This is a genomic window from Cupriavidus sp. YR651 (assembly GCF_900101625.1).
Lineage (GTDB): Bacteria > Pseudomonadota > Gammaproteobacteria > Burkholderiales > Burkholderiaceae > Cupriavidus.
In genome coordinates this window covers 1-15,815 of sequence record NZ_FMYZ01000016.1, presented here as the reverse complement: position 1 = coordinate 15,815, position 15,815 = coordinate 1, and the positions used below count along the sequence as shown (strand labels likewise).

General features: G+C 64.8%; 13 protein-coding genes and 1 rRNA gene. 4 read left to right on the top strand and 10 right to left on the bottom strand.

Features of this window, described 5'->3' with window-relative positions:
* Positions 1-87: 87 nt before the first annotated feature.
* From BLR29_RS27805 to BLR29_RS27795, 3 genes are all read right to left on the bottom strand, one after another.
* Positions 88-753: a TetR/AcrR family transcriptional regulator gene (locus BLR29_RS27805; RefSeq protein WP_218132723.1), complete on the bottom strand. Its 666-nt coding sequence runs from the start codon at positions 751-753 to the stop codon at positions 88-90.
* Between the two features lie 81 nt (positions 754-834).
* Positions 835-1,971 (bottom strand): aminopeptidase, encoded by a 1,137-nt coding sequence (locus tag BLR29_RS27800; RefSeq protein WP_092141997.1) that lies wholly within the window; start codon positions 1,969-1,971, stop codon positions 835-837.
* Complete coding sequence (locus BLR29_RS27795) at positions 1,968-4,091, bottom strand: molybdopterin-containing oxidoreductase family protein (protein WP_092141994.1); 2,124 nt, start codon at positions 4,089-4,091, stop codon at positions 1,968-1,970. The genes BLR29_RS27800 and BLR29_RS27795 overlap by 4 nt, the downstream gene beginning before the upstream one ends.
* A 343-nt stretch (positions 4,092-4,434) precedes the next feature.
* Between BLR29_RS27795 and BLR29_RS27790 the strand changes: the two genes are divergently transcribed.
* Positions 4,435-5,631 (top strand): ABC transporter substrate-binding protein, encoded by a 1,197-nt coding sequence (locus BLR29_RS27790; RefSeq protein WP_092141991.1) that lies wholly within the window; start codon positions 4,435-4,437, stop codon positions 5,629-5,631.
* An 81-nt stretch (positions 5,632-5,712) separates the two neighbouring features.
* On the opposite strand, the gene BLR29_RS27785 is transcribed toward BLR29_RS27790, so the two are convergent.
* The 5 genes from BLR29_RS27785 to BLR29_RS27765 all read right to left on the bottom strand — a co-directional run bounded on the left by BLR29_RS27785 (position 5,713) and on the right by BLR29_RS27765 (position 11,587).
* Entirely contained in the window at positions 5,713-6,750 is a 1,038-nt protein-coding gene (locus tag BLR29_RS27785) for an ABC transporter ATP-binding protein (RefSeq protein WP_092142174.1), read from the bottom strand.
* A 47-nt stretch (positions 6,751-6,797) separates the two neighbouring features.
* Positions 6,798-7,796 carry an ABC transporter ATP-binding protein gene (locus BLR29_RS27780; RefSeq protein ID WP_092141988.1) on the bottom strand — a complete coding sequence of 333 codons (999 nt, stop codon included), beginning with the start codon at positions 7,794-7,796 and terminating at the stop codon, positions 6,798-6,800.
* 16 nt (positions 7,797-7,812) lie between these two features.
* Positions 7,813-8,742 (bottom strand): ABC transporter permease, encoded by a 930-nt coding sequence (locus tag BLR29_RS27775; RefSeq protein ID WP_092141985.1) that lies wholly within the window; start codon positions 8,740-8,742, stop codon positions 7,813-7,815.
* A gap of 3 nt (positions 8,743-8,745) precedes the next feature.
* Positions 8,746-9,723 (bottom strand): ABC transporter permease, encoded by a 978-nt coding sequence (locus BLR29_RS27770; RefSeq protein WP_092141982.1) that lies wholly within the window; start codon positions 9,721-9,723, stop codon positions 8,746-8,748.
* 265 nt (positions 9,724-9,988) lie between these two features.
* A complete protein-coding gene (locus BLR29_RS27765) occupies positions 9,989-11,587 on the bottom strand; it encodes an ABC transporter substrate-binding protein (RefSeq protein WP_092142171.1) in 1,599 nt (532 codons plus the stop codon).
* 49 nt (positions 11,588-11,636) lie between these two features.
* Between BLR29_RS27765 and BLR29_RS32170 the strand changes: the two genes are divergently transcribed.
* From BLR29_RS32170 to BLR29_RS27755, 3 genes are read left to right on the top strand one after another with little or no spacing between them, the layout of a single operon-like run.
* Positions 11,637-11,960 carry a hypothetical protein gene (locus BLR29_RS32170; protein ID WP_143018546.1) on the top strand — a complete coding sequence of 108 codons (324 nt, stop codon included), beginning with the start codon at positions 11,637-11,639 and terminating at the stop codon, positions 11,958-11,960.
* Positions 11,957-13,150 carry a M20 aminoacylase family protein gene (locus tag BLR29_RS27760; RefSeq protein WP_092141979.1) on the top strand — a complete coding sequence of 398 codons (1,194 nt, stop codon included), beginning with the start codon at positions 11,957-11,959 and terminating at the stop codon, positions 13,148-13,150. The genes BLR29_RS32170 and BLR29_RS27760 overlap by 4 nt, the downstream gene beginning before the upstream one ends.
* Before the next feature lie 32 nt (positions 13,151-13,182).
* Entirely contained in the window at positions 13,183-14,211 is a 1,029-nt protein-coding gene (locus tag BLR29_RS27755; RefSeq protein WP_092141976.1) for a DUF2891 domain-containing protein, read from the top strand.
* A gap of 22 nt (positions 14,212-14,233) precedes the next feature.
* Here the strand turns inward: BLR29_RS27755 and BLR29_RS27750 are convergent, their stop codons facing one another.
* Together BLR29_RS27750 and rrf are read right to left on the bottom strand one after the other, a co-directional pair.
* Positions 14,234-15,157 (bottom strand): DUF3047 domain-containing protein, encoded by a 924-nt coding sequence (locus BLR29_RS27750; protein WP_255371473.1) that lies wholly within the window; start codon positions 15,155-15,157, stop codon positions 14,234-14,236.
* 426 nt (positions 15,158-15,583) lie between these two features.
* Positions 15,584-15,697 (bottom strand): 5S ribosomal RNA (rrf, locus tag BLR29_RS27745).
* Between the last annotated feature and the right edge of the window lie 118 nt (positions 15,698-15,815).

Genomic DNA, 15,815 nt, shown 5'->3' with positions numbered 1-15,815 from the left:
GAATCGCAGAAATCGTGAATTATGCGTCACCCAGCGCGGTAAGCGAGGGAATACCCCTAGGGTTCCGGACGGGCCGCACGGCGGCGATCAGCTCGGCAGGACGAGCTTCATCATGTTGCTGGCCAACTCCCGCGCGAGCGTTTCGGTCTCCATGCGGCCAGGCTCGTGCCACGTGTACATGAATCCGATCACGCCGCCCATCGAATGGGCCGTCACGCGCGCGTCGCCGAAGGCAAACACGCCTGCTGCGCGCCCTTCCTCCAGCAGGCCATACAGGTCGCGATAGAAGTCGCGCGCCATGTTGTTGAGCCATGCCACGGTGTCCGGCTTCAGGTACTGGTTGTCGCGGAAGCTCAGCGCGGCCGCCATGTGGCAGCTCACGCAGCGCCGCGCCATCTCCAGCAGGCAGGCATGCAGGCGCTCGCGCACCGGTAGCGACGGGTCGGCGGTTTCCCGGATGACCGGCAGGCAGGTCTGTGCGGATTCCCGGCACAGGATGTCGAAGATCTCGTTCTTGTCCGCAAAGTAATAGTAGACCGCGGGCTTGGTCACGCCGAGGGCGCGGCAGAGATCGTTCATCGTCATGCCGGGGTAGCCCTTGGTGTAGAAGAGCTGGGCAGCGGCATCCAGGATCTGGCGGCGGCGCGCTTCCTGCCGCTCGGCCACGTGCGAACGCGCCGGTCCATCGTCGGCCAGCGTGACGGCTTCCGTGGCGCGCGGAGTGGCGCCGAGTTTCCTGGGAACATGAGGCATGGGCGCAATTTTCGCATGCGCCGCGCGCGCCACCATCGGGAAACACGTGGCTTGACGGATGCGCCCGAACGGCGTCGGTTTCTACCGCCCGGTATCGGCCTTGTCTGCCTCGGTGCGGGCCGAAAGCGGCGTCACCTCGGTGGCGGGCGGTGCCAGCCGGCGCAAGGCTGCGTCGCGATCGGCCGCAGGCAGGTCGCCGATCTTGCGCGCGGCGGCATAGAAACGGTCCCAGTCGCCGCCGGACTGCGCCAGCAGCGCGGTGAAGGCCGGCACCCATTGCTGGTAGGTGGCCACGGCAGCCAGGTGCGCGTTGGTCAGCGGCTGGTCGAACCAGCGGTCGTAGCCGCTGTAGCCGCCCCACTCCGCCCGGGTGCGCGCGTACGACTCGCGCAGTTCGGCAAAGATGCGCGCCTTGCCCTCGCGCTTGGCGTCGTCATCCAGCGGGGACCGGTACAGCGCGACGAGCTTGTCGCGCGTGGAGAGCAGCATGGCGCGGAACTGGCGCCGCCGGTTGTCGTAGATCTGATAGCTGGCGCGCGCCTCCGGCGACGCCGCATGCGCCAGCCAGCGCTCCACGCCGGCCACCTCGACGGCCGTGGCAAAGGATTCGTTGAAAGCCGTGTCGTTGCGCACGTAGACCACCTGGTGCGCCAGTTCGTGGAAGATCAGCCGCGCCAGTTCGCCTTCGGGCAGGTAGACGAAGGTGTTGAGCAGCGGATCGTCGAAATAGCCGAGCGTGGAATAGGCCGGGATGCCCGCCACGTAGGCTTCCAGCCCCTCGCGGCGCAGGCCCTCGGCGTAGTGATCGGCATCGGCCTGGGCGTAGTAGCCGCGATACGTGATGCAGCCGACAACCGGGAAGCACCACTTGCGCAGGTCCATCGACAGTTCGGGCGTGGCGAAGACGCTCCACACCACATAGGGCCGATGCAGGTTGGCGTAGCGGCGATAGCTGCCATTGTCAGGCAGCTTGAGTTCCCGCGACGCATAGTCGCGGATCTGGCGGGCCAGCGTGAGCCGCTGTGCCAGGCGCGCGTCATTCGCGCCATTTGCCGTGGCGATGGCGTCGTCGAGCGATTGCGCCTGCGCCATCACGCCCAGATGGCCACCGATCGACTGATAGTAATAGCCGAGCGTGTCGCAACCGGCCGCCAGCGCCGCCGCGACGAGCACCACCAGGGCACCCGCCACGCGCCGGCGGGCCGGCCACCGGGTCATGACGCGAGGACCTCCGCCTCGGTTGCTGCCTCCACGGGCACCGCCTCGACGTCGACCAGGCAGTCGTAGAACACGGGCGCGCGGCCCAGGTCCGTCAGCCGCTGGCTGGTCAATTCGTTGGCGTTCTTGCCATCCGGTGCCAGCTTTTTCCACCAGATCGACAAGCCGACGACCAGCCCCTGTCTTGCGCGATCGGTCACGCGAGCCCGCGCCTGCAGGCTGCCGCGGTCGTTGTAGGCACGCACCAGCGCACCGTGGACGATGCCGCGCTCGGCGGCGTCCACCGGGTGGATGTCCAGGTGCGGCTCGCCTTCGGTGGCCCGCAGGCTGTCCACGTTGACGAAGGAGCTGTTGAGGAAATTGCGCGCCGGCGGCGAGATCATCGCCAGCGGGTAGCGGGCGGCCAGGTCCGGTGCGGACGACGGCGCTTCATACGGCGGCACGTAGGCCGGCACCGGGTCCAGCCCCTCGCGCGCCATCGTGTCCGAGTAGAACTCGCACTTGCCCGACGGCGATGGAAAGCCGCCCTCGGCGAACGGGGCGGCCGGGAGATTCAGCTTCTGCCAGCCCTGCGCCTTCAGACTGTCCCAGCTGATGCCGTCGGCGCGCTTGTCCCCGCGCTGGATGGCCTGCGCGGCGATGGCTTCGTCGCTGTCGGCGAAGCACGGCTCGGTAAAGCCCATGCGCGCGGCCAGCCTGCGGAAAATCTCGGTGTTCGGCAGCGCCTGGCCCATCGGCTCGACGGCCTGGTTGTTGGCCAGGAAGTACGTGTGGCCGTAGGCCTTGTGCACATCCACGTGCTCGAGCTGCGTCGTGGCCGGCAGCAGGATGTCGGCATAGTCGGCCGTATCGGTGCGGAAGTGCTCCAGCACCACCGTGAACACGTCTTCGCGCGCGAAGCCGGCGGCCACCTTCGAGGATTCGGGCGCCACCGCCACCGGATTGCTGTTGTAGACGACCACGGCCTCGACCTTCGGCCCATGGCCCGTGGTGCCGTCGTCCAGCAGCGCATCGCCGATCGTGCTCATGTTGATGGTGCGCGGCAAGCCAGGCCAGTCCGGCAGCAGGTCGGGGCGCTGCAGCGCCGCGTTGTCGACCGGGAAGAAGCCGGACGTCGACAATTGCAGGCCGCCCGCGGCATGCCGCCAGGCGCCCACCAGCGACGGCAGGCAGGCCACGGCGCGCACGGCCTGGCCGCCGCCGTGGACGCGCTGCATGCCGTAGTTCAGGCGAATGGCCACCGGCTGGCGCTCGCGCACCGCCAGCTGACCGTAGAGGCCGGCAATCCACTCGATGTCCTCGACGGGGACGCCGCAGATCTCGGCCGCCCTGGCCGGCGGGAATGCCATCGCGCGCTCGCGCAGTGCGTCGAAGCCCACCGTGTGGCGATCGATGTAGTCCTGATCCAGCAGGCCATCGCGGATCAGCACGTGAATCATCGCCAGCGCGAAGGCGCCGTCCGTGCCCGGCATCGGCGCGATGTGGCGGTGGCATTTTTCGGCCGTCAGCGAGCGATATGGATCGATGGCCACCAGCATGGCGCCACGCCGCTTGGCTTCCTGCGCGCGCGTCCAGAAGTGCAGATTCGAGGCAATCGGGTTGCCGCCCCAGATGATCACCAGCTTCGCATCAGCCACGTGCTCCATGTCCATGCCGACACTGGCGCCATAGGTATAGCGCAGTGCGGTGGCGCCGGCACTCGCGCAAATCGTGCGGTCCAGCAGCGAGGCGCCGAGCTTGTGGAAGAACCGCGGGGCCATGCTCTCGCCCTGCACCAGGCCCATCGTGCCGGCATAGCTGTAGGGCACGATCGCTTGCGGATCGCGTGCGGCGATGGCCGACAGGCGCGTCGCCACCTCGTCGAGCGCCTCGTCCCAGGAAATCGGCGCGAACTTGCCCTCGCCTTTCCGGCCCACGCGCCGCATCGGCGTCAGCAGGCGGTCGGGGTGATAGGTCCGCTCCGTATAGCGGGACACTTTGGTGCACAGCACGCCTTGCGTGCCGGGGTGGTCTGGGTCCCCCGCCACCTTGACGGCGCGGCCGTCCTCGACGGTGACGAGCAATGCACAGGTATCGGGGCAATCGTGAGGACAGGCGGCGCGGACGATGCGGGTGGCCATGGCGGTGTCGGCAGGCGGAAGATGGGGGCGAAATACGATCGGATTCGCCCGGCAGGCGGGACCCGGGCGGCCCGCGCGGGGAGTCGACAATTCACGCCGGGGAGTCCGGCGGCGGCTTGTTTGCCGGCATGTCTGTGGCGCAACGGCCTCGCCCGGAGGTCCCGGACCGGGAGAAATTGTTTGGCTCCGATTGTATTCGATTATGATGTGCCGGCGCAGTCCGGCAAGCCGCCGGACGGTCCGGCCCCAGGCCGGAACCTCGCACCGGCGACAGACCGGGCAGAGGCGGCGTGGGGTTCCGAAGCAAAGCAACAAGAACTTTGATTTTTTGACGGGGATTCACATGGTTTTGCAATCAGGGGTCAAGCGCCGGCGCCTTGCCGGCCTGCTGATGGCGTTCGCCATCGGCGCTTGCGGCGTACCTGGCGCCGCGTTTGCCGCCAACACCACGGCTGGCGAGGTGGGCGTGACCGCCGACACCATCCTGCTGGGCCAGTCGGCCGCGCTGACCGGTTCCACCTCGGTGCTCGGCAAACAGATGAACGCCGGCGCGCGGATCTACTTCGACTACGTCAACAGCCAGGGCGGCGTGTTCGGACGCAAGATCGAACTCAAGGCGCTCGATGACATGTACGAGCCCGACGAGGCCGTCAAGAACACCCGGAAGCTGATCGAAGAGGATCGCGTCTTTGCGCTGTTCGGCTACGTGGGCACGCCGACCAGCCAGGCCGCCGTGCCGCTGGCCAACCAGGCGCGCGTGCCGTTCTTTGCGCCGTTCACGGGCGCACAATCCCTGCGCGAGCCGCGCAGCCGCTACGTGTTCCACGTGCGCGCCGGCTACGACGAGGAAACCGCCGCGATCATCCGCCAGATCCGCACCACGGGCCTGAAGCGCGTGGCCGTGGTCTACAACGACGACGCCTACGGCAAGGCCGGCATCGCCGGGATCGAGCACGCCATCAAGTCGCTGCCAGCTGACAGCGGCGTGCAACTGGTGGCGCAGGAAAGCGTGATCCGCAATACGGTGGAGATCGGCGACGCCATGCAGACGGCGATGAAGGCCAAGCCCGATGCCATCGTGCTGATCAGCGCATACCGCACTGTGGGCGCGTTCGTGAAGGAAGCGCTGCGCCGGGGCTACAGCGGCCAGTTCTACAACGTCTCCTTCGTGGGCACCCAGGCGCTGGCCAAGGAAGTCGGCCCGCAGGGCAGCGGCGTGATCATCTCGCAGGTGATGCCGCATCCGGGCAACGCCACGCTGCCGGTGGTGCGCGAATACCTGCGCCTGCTGCAGGCCACCGGCAAGCAGAACGACTTCGACTACGCCAGCATCGAGGGCTTTATCGCCGCCAAGGCATTCGTGGAAGGCCTGCGCCGCGCCGGACGCGACCTGACGCGAGACAAGTTCGTCACGGCGATGGAGAGTATGCGCAACGTCGATCTCGGCGGCTTCATCATCCAGTTTTCGCCTGACAACCACGTGGGTTCCAAGTTCGTCGAGATGACGATCATCAACTCGCGGGGCGTGGTGATTCGCTGATTCCGCACATCGCCAAAGAGAAAGGGGGCTAGCGCCCCCTTTTTTGTTGGCCCTGCAGCCCCCGGCCGGCGATGCGTGGCGCTAGGCCATGTCGTTGAGGTGACACGCCGAGAACCGCAACGGCGCGATCTCCTTCAGCACGGGTTGCTCCTCCTTGCAGCGCGGCATCGCGTGCGGGCAGCGTGGATGGAAGTGACAGCCCGTCGGTGGATGCAGCGGCGACGGAATTTCGCCACGGATCGCCACATAGGTCTTCTTGCTGACCTCTAGCTTGGGGGCCTCCGCCAGCAGCGCCTGCGTGTAGGGATGGTTGGGCGCGGCGAACACGTCTTCGGTCGGCGCGGACTCCACCACGCGCCCCAGGTACATGATGACCACGCGGTCGCTGATGTGCTTGACCACGCCCAGGTCGTGGCTGATGAACAGGTACGTCAGGTTCAGCTCTTCCCGCAGGCTCATGAACAGGTTCAGCACCTGCGCCTGGATGGACACATCCAGCGCAGCGACCGATTCATCGCAAACCAGGAATTCAGGCTTCACGGCCAGCGCACGGGCGATGCCGATCCGCGCGCGCTGCCCGCCCGAGAACTGGTGCGGGAAGCGCCGCAGCACGGTCGGGTCCATGCCCACCCGCACCAGCATGTCTTCCACATAGGCCTTCTGCGCAGCCTTTTCCACCATGCCGTGCACCACCGGCGCCTCGCCGACGATGTCGAGCACACGCAGCCGCGGATTCAGCGAGGCGTACGGGTCCTGGAAGATCATCTGGATGGCGAGTTGCTTTTCGCGCCGCTTGTCCGGCGGCAGACGGTCGAGGTCCGTGCCGCGCCACAGGCGCTCCCCTTCCGTCAGCGAATGCAGGCCCACCGCCATGCGGCCGAGTGTGGACTTGCCACAGCCGGACTCGCCGACCAGGCCGACCACCTCGCCCGTGCGGATGGACAGGTCGACGCGGTCCACGGCGTGGACGACTTCGACGCGCTGCTTTGCGCCAAACACGTTGGCGATCTTTGCGGCGACGTCGAGCGATTTGACGAAGCGCTTTGACACGCCACGCAGCTCCAGCAGCGGCGCCGGCGGTGTCGCGGTGTCGGCGGGCGTGTCCGTGGCAACGCTCATGGGATCACTGGCGGCGACGTTGGCGAGGGGATCGATCACTGGCGCACTCATGCTGCCTCCTGCTGGGCGAGGACCGGATGGAAGCAACGCAGGCTGCGGCCGTCCGGCGACAATCCCAGCGGCGGCTCGGTCTTGCAGATATCCGTGGCGTACGGGCAGCGCTCGCGGAACGAGCAGCCGCCGGGCAGGTTCAGCAGCGATGGCGTCATGCCCGGAATCTGGCGCAGCGGCGTGCCGCGCGGGTTGCGCGACGGCGCCGAGCCGATCAACCCGTGGGTGTACGGATGTTCCGGATGCTCAAGCACCTGGCGCACGTCGCCGGCTTCCACGATCTTCCCGGCGTACATCACGCAAACCTTGTCGGCCAGGCCGGCCACCACCGACAGGTCGTGCGTGATCCAGATCAGCGCCGTACCCGACTCCCGGCACAGCGTCTGCATCTCATACAAGATCTGGCCCTGGATGGTGACGTCGAGCGCCGTAGTCGGTTCGTCGGCGATGATCAGATCAGGCTTGTTGAGCAGTGCGATGGCGATGGCCACGCGCTGCCGCATGCCGCCCGAGAACTGGTGCGGGTAGGCCAGCAGGCGTTCGTCCGGCGATGGGATCCCCACGCGGGCCAGCGCATTGCGGGCACGCTCGCGCGCGGCAGCCTTGCTGACGTTATCGTGCGCGCGCACGGCCTCGATCATCTGGGTGTCAATGCGCAGGACCGGGTTCAGCGTCATCATCGGGTCCTGGAAGATCATCGCGATGCGGTTGCCGCGCACATCGCGCTGCTGCGCCGGGGTGAGCGCGCGGAGGTCGCGCGTCACGCCGTCACGGCTGGTCAGCGCAATGCGGCCATCGACGACTTTGCCGGGCGGGTCGATCAGTCCCATGATCGAATAGCCGGTCATGGATTTGCCCGAACCGGATTCGCCGACGAGGCCCATGATCTCGCCGCGCGCGACGGAGAACGATACGTCGTCGACGGCCTTGGCCACGCCGGCGCGCGTAAAGAACTGCGTCCTGAGATGTTCGACGACCAGGGTTGGCTGAGTCATGTTCGCTCCTGGTCCGTTATTGCGTTTGCAGGCGCGGGTTCAGCACATCGCGCAACTGATCCGCGACGAGGTTCATCGCCACGATGGTGAGGACCAGCGCGATGCCCGGGAAGAAACTGATCCAGTACTTGCCGGACAGCATGTATTGCTGGCCATTGGAAATCAGGGAGCCGAGGGACGGCTCCGTAACCGGCACGCCGAGCCCGAGGAAAGATAGCGTGGCCTCCAGCGTGATGGCCGAAGCCACCTGCAGCGCGGCGATCACGATCAGCGGCGGCAGGCAGTTGGGCAGCAAATGCCGGAACATGATCCGGCCCGGCGGCAGGCCAAGGCAAGTGGCCGCCTCGATGTATTCCTTGCGACGCTCCACCAGTGCCGCGCTGCGGGTGGTCCGCGCGTAGTACGCCCATTGCACGGCGACCAGCGCGATGACGATATTGCCGAGACCGGGGCGCAGGAATGCCAGCAGGATCAGCGCCAGAAGAATCGGCGGGAACGACAGCTGCAAGTCCGCCACGCGCATGATGAATGCTTCCGTGCGGCCGCCCAGGAAGCCGGCCAGCAGGCCCAGCGTGGCACCCAGCAACAACGCGATCACGGTGCTGAGCACGCCAACGCCAATACTGATGCGCAGGCCGTACATCACGGCGGAGAGGATATCGCGCCCCTGCTCGTCCGAGCCGAGGAGGAACGTCATGCCGCTGCCGGCCTGCTCTCCCGGCGCCAGGCGCGCATCAAGCACGTCGAGCGTCGCCAGGTCATAGGGGTTCTGCGGCGCGAGCCACGGCGCGAAGATCGCGATCAGGATGATGACAAGTAGCGTCACCAGCCCCAGCACCGCCAGCTTGCTTTCGAAGAACTGCCGGACAAAGCGACGGAACGGCGTCTGCTCTTTCGCGCTGGCCGCCGGCTTTGCCGCGTCTTGGGATACGGTGGTGGTACTCATGGCTCAACCCTTGTTGTCGGCAATGCGCACGCGCGGATCGAGCATGCTGTAGACGATATCGACCATCAGGTTGATCAGGATGAACAGCGTCACGATCACCATCAGGTAGGCGACGATCACCGGACGGTCCAGCAACTGGATCGAGTCGATGATGAGTTTGCCCATGCCGGGCCAAGCGAAGATCGATTCCGTGACAATGGCGAAGGCGATGATCGAACCAAACTGCAGTGCGATGACGGTGACGATCGGGATCAGGATGTTCTTAAGAACGTGCACGCCGACGATACGACTGTTGGAGAGCCCCTTGGCGCGCGCGAACTTGACGTAGTCCTGCAGCATCGCTTCCTGCGTGCCGGCGCGCGTGAGCCGGATCACCATGGCGATGTTCAGCAAGGACAGCGTGACCGCCGGCAGGATCAGATGGCGAATGCCATCCACGGTCAGGAAGGAGAGCGGGATGCCGAGCACACGGACAGTCTCGCCACGACCGTTGGACGGCAGCCAGCCCAGCTGCACGGCAAACACCATGATCAGCATCAGGCCCACCCAGAATGTGGGCAGCGAAAAGCCGAGGATCGATACCGTCATGATCGACTTGCCCGCGACGCCGTTCGGCCGCAGGCCGGCCCACAGACCGAGCGGGATGCCGAGCACGATGGCCAGCGTGATCGCGCACACGGCCAGCTCCATCGTCGCCGGCATGCGTTCGAAGATCAGCTTGAGCGCCGGCGTGCCATGCGCGAACGATGTGCCGAGATTGCCGTGGAGCGCGTTCTGCAGAAAGATCCAGTACTGCTCCCAGAGCGGCTTGTCGAGGCCGAGGGCGGCAATGGTGCGCTTGATGTCTTCCTGGTCCGCCTGCGGGCTGATCAGGATGTCGACGGGGTTGCCGATGGCGAAGACGCCAAGAAAGACGAGCAGCGACATGACCAGGAGCACAACCACGCTCTGCATCAGACGCCGGATGATGAAGACCAGCATGTTCGAGACACTTTCCTTTCGCCGGCGCCCGCTACTGGCAGCCAGCGTGTTCGCGACCCACGGTGGGTAACGTGGGTTAAGAGGTGCTATCAAAAAGATTCTGGCGTCGTTGCCGTGGTCCCGCTAGCGCTTCCTTTTGATAGCACCCCTAAGTCGCCCCGGCCGCCTCGGCAATCGTGCCGGGCCGGGGCCGCGATCATACCGGAGCCGGTTGCCGGCAGCAGTCCCGGTGAGGACTGCCGCCGGTCCGGCTTCCGCCGCCAGCTTACTGCGGCTTGAAGTTGTGCGCGTAGGTGCGTTCGTCGGTACGCGGCACGTACGTGATGCCCTTCTGCGTGGCCCACGTGGTCACTTGCTGGTGGATCGGGATGATGCCGCCGTCGTTGATGGCAATGGCGGTCGCTTCCTGCAGCAGCTTGGAGCGCTCGTTGTCATCCACGGTGGACAGCGCCTTCTCCAGCACCACGTCCATCTTGGGGTTGCAGTATTCGCCCCAGTTGGTCGTGCCGAAGCCCTTCTTGGAATCTTCGCATGCCAGCAGCGCACGCAGCGGCGAACTCACCTCGCCCGTCTGGGCGCCCCAGCCGAGCAGGCCGAACGACCACTCGTGCTTGATGCCCTTGGACGAGTACGTTGCCATCGGCATGCCTTCCACCTTGGTCGCGATACCGATGCGCGTCAGGTTCTGGGCGATGGTCTGGGCGATCTTCTCGTCGTTGACGTACCGGTTGTTCGGCGTGTGCAGCGTCACGCCAAAGCCGTTCGGGTAGCCGGCGTCGGCAAGCAGTTTCTTGGCGCCCTCGGGGTCGTACTTCACCGTCTTCAGCGCCGGGTTGTAGCCGAACAGCGTAGGCGGCACCAGGTTGTTGGTCGGCTCGGACAGGCCCTCCATCAGACGGTCCTTGATGCCCTGGCGGTTGATGGCCATGCTGATGGCACTGCGCACGCGCGCGTCCTTCAGCGGATTCTTGTCCATCGGCTGGCCGTCCTTGGTGGTGACGAACGGCGACTTGTCACGCTTGGCATCGAAGTACAGGTAGATCACGCGGTGCGAGATCTTGGAGAAGAACGACAGCTTCGGGTCCTGGCGTACCTTGGGCAGGTCAGGCGTCGGCACGTTCTCGATGGCCTGCACATCGCCCGAGAGCAGCGCCGCCAGGCGCGTGGCCGGGTTCGGGATGAAGCGCAGCGTCACTTTGTCCCAGGCGGGCTTCGGCCCCCAGTAGTCGGGGTTCCGCACAAGCTCTACCCGGTCGTCGCGCGCATAGCTGACGAACTTGAACGGGCCGGTACCGACCATGCCCTTGCCCTGCGCGAAGTCGTCGGAAGTCAGGCCCTGCGTGGCCTTCTTCTGCACGACGAAGATTGACGTCAGGTCGTTCAGCATCAGCGGATACGGCTGATTGGTCGTGAGCTGGATCGTGTACTTGTCGATGACCTTCTTGTTGATGATCGCCTTTGTGTAGACGTCGAACTTGCCGGGGCTGTTCAGAATCGTGGAAGGGCGATCCAGCGACCAGGCCACGTCCTCCGTGGTCAGTTCGGAACCGTCGTGGAACTTCACGCCCTTGCGGATCTTGAATTCCCAGGTCAGGTTGTTGACGAGTTTCCAGGACTCGGCCAGGCCCGGAATGATGCGGCTGTCCGGGTCGAGCTTCACCAATGTATCGAACATGTGCTCGGACACATTGATGTTGGAAAACAGGTTATAGAAATGCGGATCCATTGAGGTCGGCGGCGAGCTCATGGCGATCTTGAGATCTACCGCCTGAGCGGGCCCGGCCAGGCCGAGGCCGATGGCGCCTGTCAGCAGAACGGCGCCAACCGTCTTGCCGATTGCCGTCTTGACGTTGCGAAGGGACATCGCGCGATTCTCCCTGTGGGATGTCTTGAAATGACGATAAGGATCGGCCATGGCTGCCGTCAATGAGAATCGCCGCATTTTGGTGCGGCAGTTCTGCATGACGGACGACACGCGGCCGGCCGGGCACTTCAAGCATGAACTGTTCCAGCAGTGGAGGGGCTCCGCCATGCGGGGAAACCCACCCGGGATCGGCGCGCTGGCCCATGCTGCGCTGCGCCACGTATCGATATGCGATCGGCGGCGGATGCGTGCCGGCAGGTCGCCGTCGGCGCGCCGCAATGCACGAAAACGTGACGACAGGTGCATGCTTTGGCGCTTTGCTGACAGGCATCGTATGATCTGGGGTATTCCATCGCCCGGTACGGCATCATGAAACTCATCCCCGAAATCCTCCAGGCGCAAGCCGAAATCCGCACGATCCGACGCGACATCCACGCCCACCCAGAGCTCTGCTTCCAGGAGCAGCGCACGGCGGACCTGGTGGCGAAGAGCCTGGAATCATGGGGCATCGAGGTACATCGCGGCCTGGGCACCACGGGCCTGGTCGGCGTCATTCGCAATGGCAACAGCGGCAAGTCGATCGGCCTGCGCGCCGACATGGATGCCCTGCCGCTGCAGGAAGCCAATACGTTCGGCCATCGTTCGCAGCATGACGGCAAGATGCACGCGTGCGGCCATGACGGACACACGGCGATGCTGCTTGGCGCGGCACGCTATCTGGCCGAGCATCGCAACTTTGACGGTACGGTTCACCTGATTTTCCAGCCCGCCGAGGAAGGCGGCGGCGGCGCGCGGGAAATGATCAAGGACGGCCTGTTCGAGCGCTTTCCGTGTGACGCCGTGTTCGGCATGCACAACTGGCCGGGCATGCCGGTGGGAGCGTTCGGCACCACGGCGGGCCCGCTGATGGCGTCGAGCAACGAGTTCAAGATTGTGATCCACGGCAAGGGCGCGCACGCTGCCATGCCGCACAACGGCTTCGACCCGGTGTTCACGGGCGCTCAGATCGTGTCGGCGCTGCAAGGCATCATCACGCGAAACAAGCGCCCGATCGATACCGCCGTGATCTCCGTGACACAGTTCCACGCCGGAGATGCGACCAATATCGTGCCGGACCAGGCGTGGATTGGCGGGACGGTACGAACATTCACCGTGCCGGTGCTGGACATGATCGAGCGGCGCATGGAGGAAGTCTCACGCGCCGTGGCTTCGGCGTTCGATTGCACGATCGATTTCGAATTCCACCGCAACTATCCGCCAACGATCAACAGCACCGCCGAGGCCGAGTTTGCCGTGGGTGTGGCCGGCGAACTGGTGGGGCCCGCCAACGTCGACGCCAATGTCGAGCCGACCATGGGTGCGGAGGATTTTTCGTTCATGCTGCAGGAGAAGCCGGGCTGCTACCTCTTCATCGGCAATGGCGAAGGTACGCACCGCGAGGCGGGTCATGGCATGGGCCCGTGCATGCTGCACAACCCAAGCTACGACTTCAACGACGAGCTTCTGCCAGTGGGCTCGACGTTCTTCGTCAAGTTGGTGGAAAAGTGGCTGGCTCCGGCCTGACATTCAGAAAGCTCTGACAGGAAAACGGGGCGATGACGCATACGCTGCTGGACGATGCAACGGCGGAAGGCTTTGCCAGGGTGGCGCTCGAGAATATCGTGCGCCGGTATCCGTACAAGGTAGACCACCTGATGACCAGCTCCGAGGACATCGGCGAGCCTGCGGCAGTACACCCGGTTTTCTACGGCAGCTACGACTGGCATTCATCCGTGCATATGCACTGGCTGCTGGTGCGGCTGCTGGCATTGCGCCCGGGGCTAGACGTCGCGCCTCGCATTCGGGAGGCGCTTGAAATCCAGTTTCGCCCCGAGTCCATTGCAGTGGAGCTTGAGTATTTCGAACGCCCGGGTTCGCGCACCTTCGAGCGGCCTTATGGCTGGGCGTGGATGTTGCGGCTGCAGGCGGAATTGAATGCGCTGGGCGCGACCGATCCGCAAGCCGCGCGATGGGCCACCGCCTGCGCGCCGCTGTCCGGTCATTTGGCGCAGCGGTTGATCGACTACATCGATATCGCCGACTTTCCTGTCCGCACCGGAACACACTTCAACAGCGCTTTCGCGCTGGTCATGGCGCTGATCTATGCGAAGGCAGACCAACACGTTGCGTTGCGCAAGGCGATCGTCCGCCGTGCACATCGTTGGTTCGGGCACGATCAGCGCTACCCTGCACGGTACGAACCCGGCGGTGACGAATTCCTCTCCGGCGGACTGATCGAGGCCGTGTTGATGCGGCAGGTCATGGACGACTGCGGATTCGGTGACTGGTGGGAGATGTTTTCGCCTGGCCAGGCGGAACTCGCGACCTGGCTGACGCCGGTGGTCGTGGCGGATCGCACGGATCCGAAGATGTCGCATCTTGACGGGCTGAATCTTTCGCGCGCATGGTGCTGGCGACTGCTGGGCCCTGCCCTGCCGTCGCCGCTACAGTCGCTGGCTGTCCGAGCGTGGTCGGATCACCTCGAGGCGTCACTGCCGCAGGCTGTTGGGGGTCACTATGTCGCCACGCACTGGCTGGCGTCGTTTGCGCTACTGGCGCTGGAAGACAGCGCCGTCATAGCCTAGTTCGTCGCAGAGTTGTGCTCGTTCAGTCGAGGGCGATGTCGCCGTACCAGCTTTCGGCGCGACTCTTCGTGTTGTCGGTATCGGTCATGATGCCGACGGCCACAACCTTGCCCGGATCGGCACCAAATGCCTGCCGATAGTCGGCGCGCAGATCGCGCTCATGGCAACGCCACTCGTTGGTATGGCGCGTGCCCGAATCGACAACGATCATCCTCACGCGGTCAGTGTGCGGATTATTCACGACACTGCCTTCCGGTCGACGTCCGCCCCAGATATACATCAGCGTCGCGTAGGGCATTTCGCGACCGGTTGTGATCCTGGCCATCTCATACATCAGCTGGTCACGGAGGGGCAACGTGCTGCGATCCCCCTCAAATGCCACAAAGATGCGCAGCGGCGCGTCTTCACGCTGGCCCATGCCGTTGTCCGCGCTACGAATGATGTCCCGCGTCTTCCACATCCAGCGCAGCGTGCCCGCATCGCGCTGGGCGAGTGGAACGTACAAGCCGGAAGCGGAACTGTCGGCCTGGGCATGCAAGACCAGACGCTGATCAACCTCTGTCAGCGAGTACTGCGTCGGGAGCTTGTTCCGATTGACCGTCCAGGGCTGCCAGCCCGCGGGTAGCCGCGATGCGCCCTCGGATGTCGAGAACAGCGGTAGATGGGAAAGCGCCGGCGCCGCGGTGACAGTAGGGTCTGCCTCCGCTTCGGCATCGCCGCCGGCGTCCTGCTCGGGTCGACCAAGGAGATTCGCGATTTCCAGTGGATCCGCTGCTGCGCTTCCTCTGGCAGTCATCATGCCGGCTTTTGTGCCAAACGTCTTGCAATCCACATTGGAGACTACCGCCATCTTCGCCGACTCTGCGGGTGGGCTCCCTGCTGTCGACGCACATCCCGCAAGCAACAGCATGCCTGCAACGCCAGCCAGCGCTGGCAGAAACTTCATGGCCAACACCATGTAACCCCCTGAACCCCGAATCTCGTCACGTTCGTCGAATCCCAACATTCCTGCTTCTGGGCCCTTCGGCGCCGCGGCGTTGCTGTTGCAGACTGCTTCGCGCCAATTCAGGGCGCTTGGGAGGAACATATCAGATGCATTTCTGCGCAGGAATGCTCCGCTACCCTGAATACAACAGCAGCGACATTGCTGCGGTTTCAGCGATTGGGACTAACGGCAGGGAAGACGTGAACTGAAGACTGCTTGAATGGCAGCTTGAATAGGGCAGAGAGCATGGGAATGCTCTCAGAGAGAGTTACATCGATTGGCACGCGCCCGCGTGGGCGTTACCGACATGCAAGCGTAATAACGCGGGAACTGCGGCCACAAAGCAAAACCCCCAGCTTTTGAGGGCTGGGGGTTCTGGGTATAAGAGCCTGGCGATGACCTACTTTCACACGGGTAGTCCGCACTATCATCGGCGCAAAGTCGTTTCACGGTCCTGTTCGGGATGGGAAGGGGTGGTTCCGACTCGCTATGGTCACCAGGCATGAGGGGTTGCCGGGCTGAGCAGGACTCAGCGCGGCGAATAGGGGTGTAGTAAAGATTGGGTTGTGCTTGCAGCAGCGTGGCACAAGGCGGCGAACCGCTATACCAGGCAAGACAC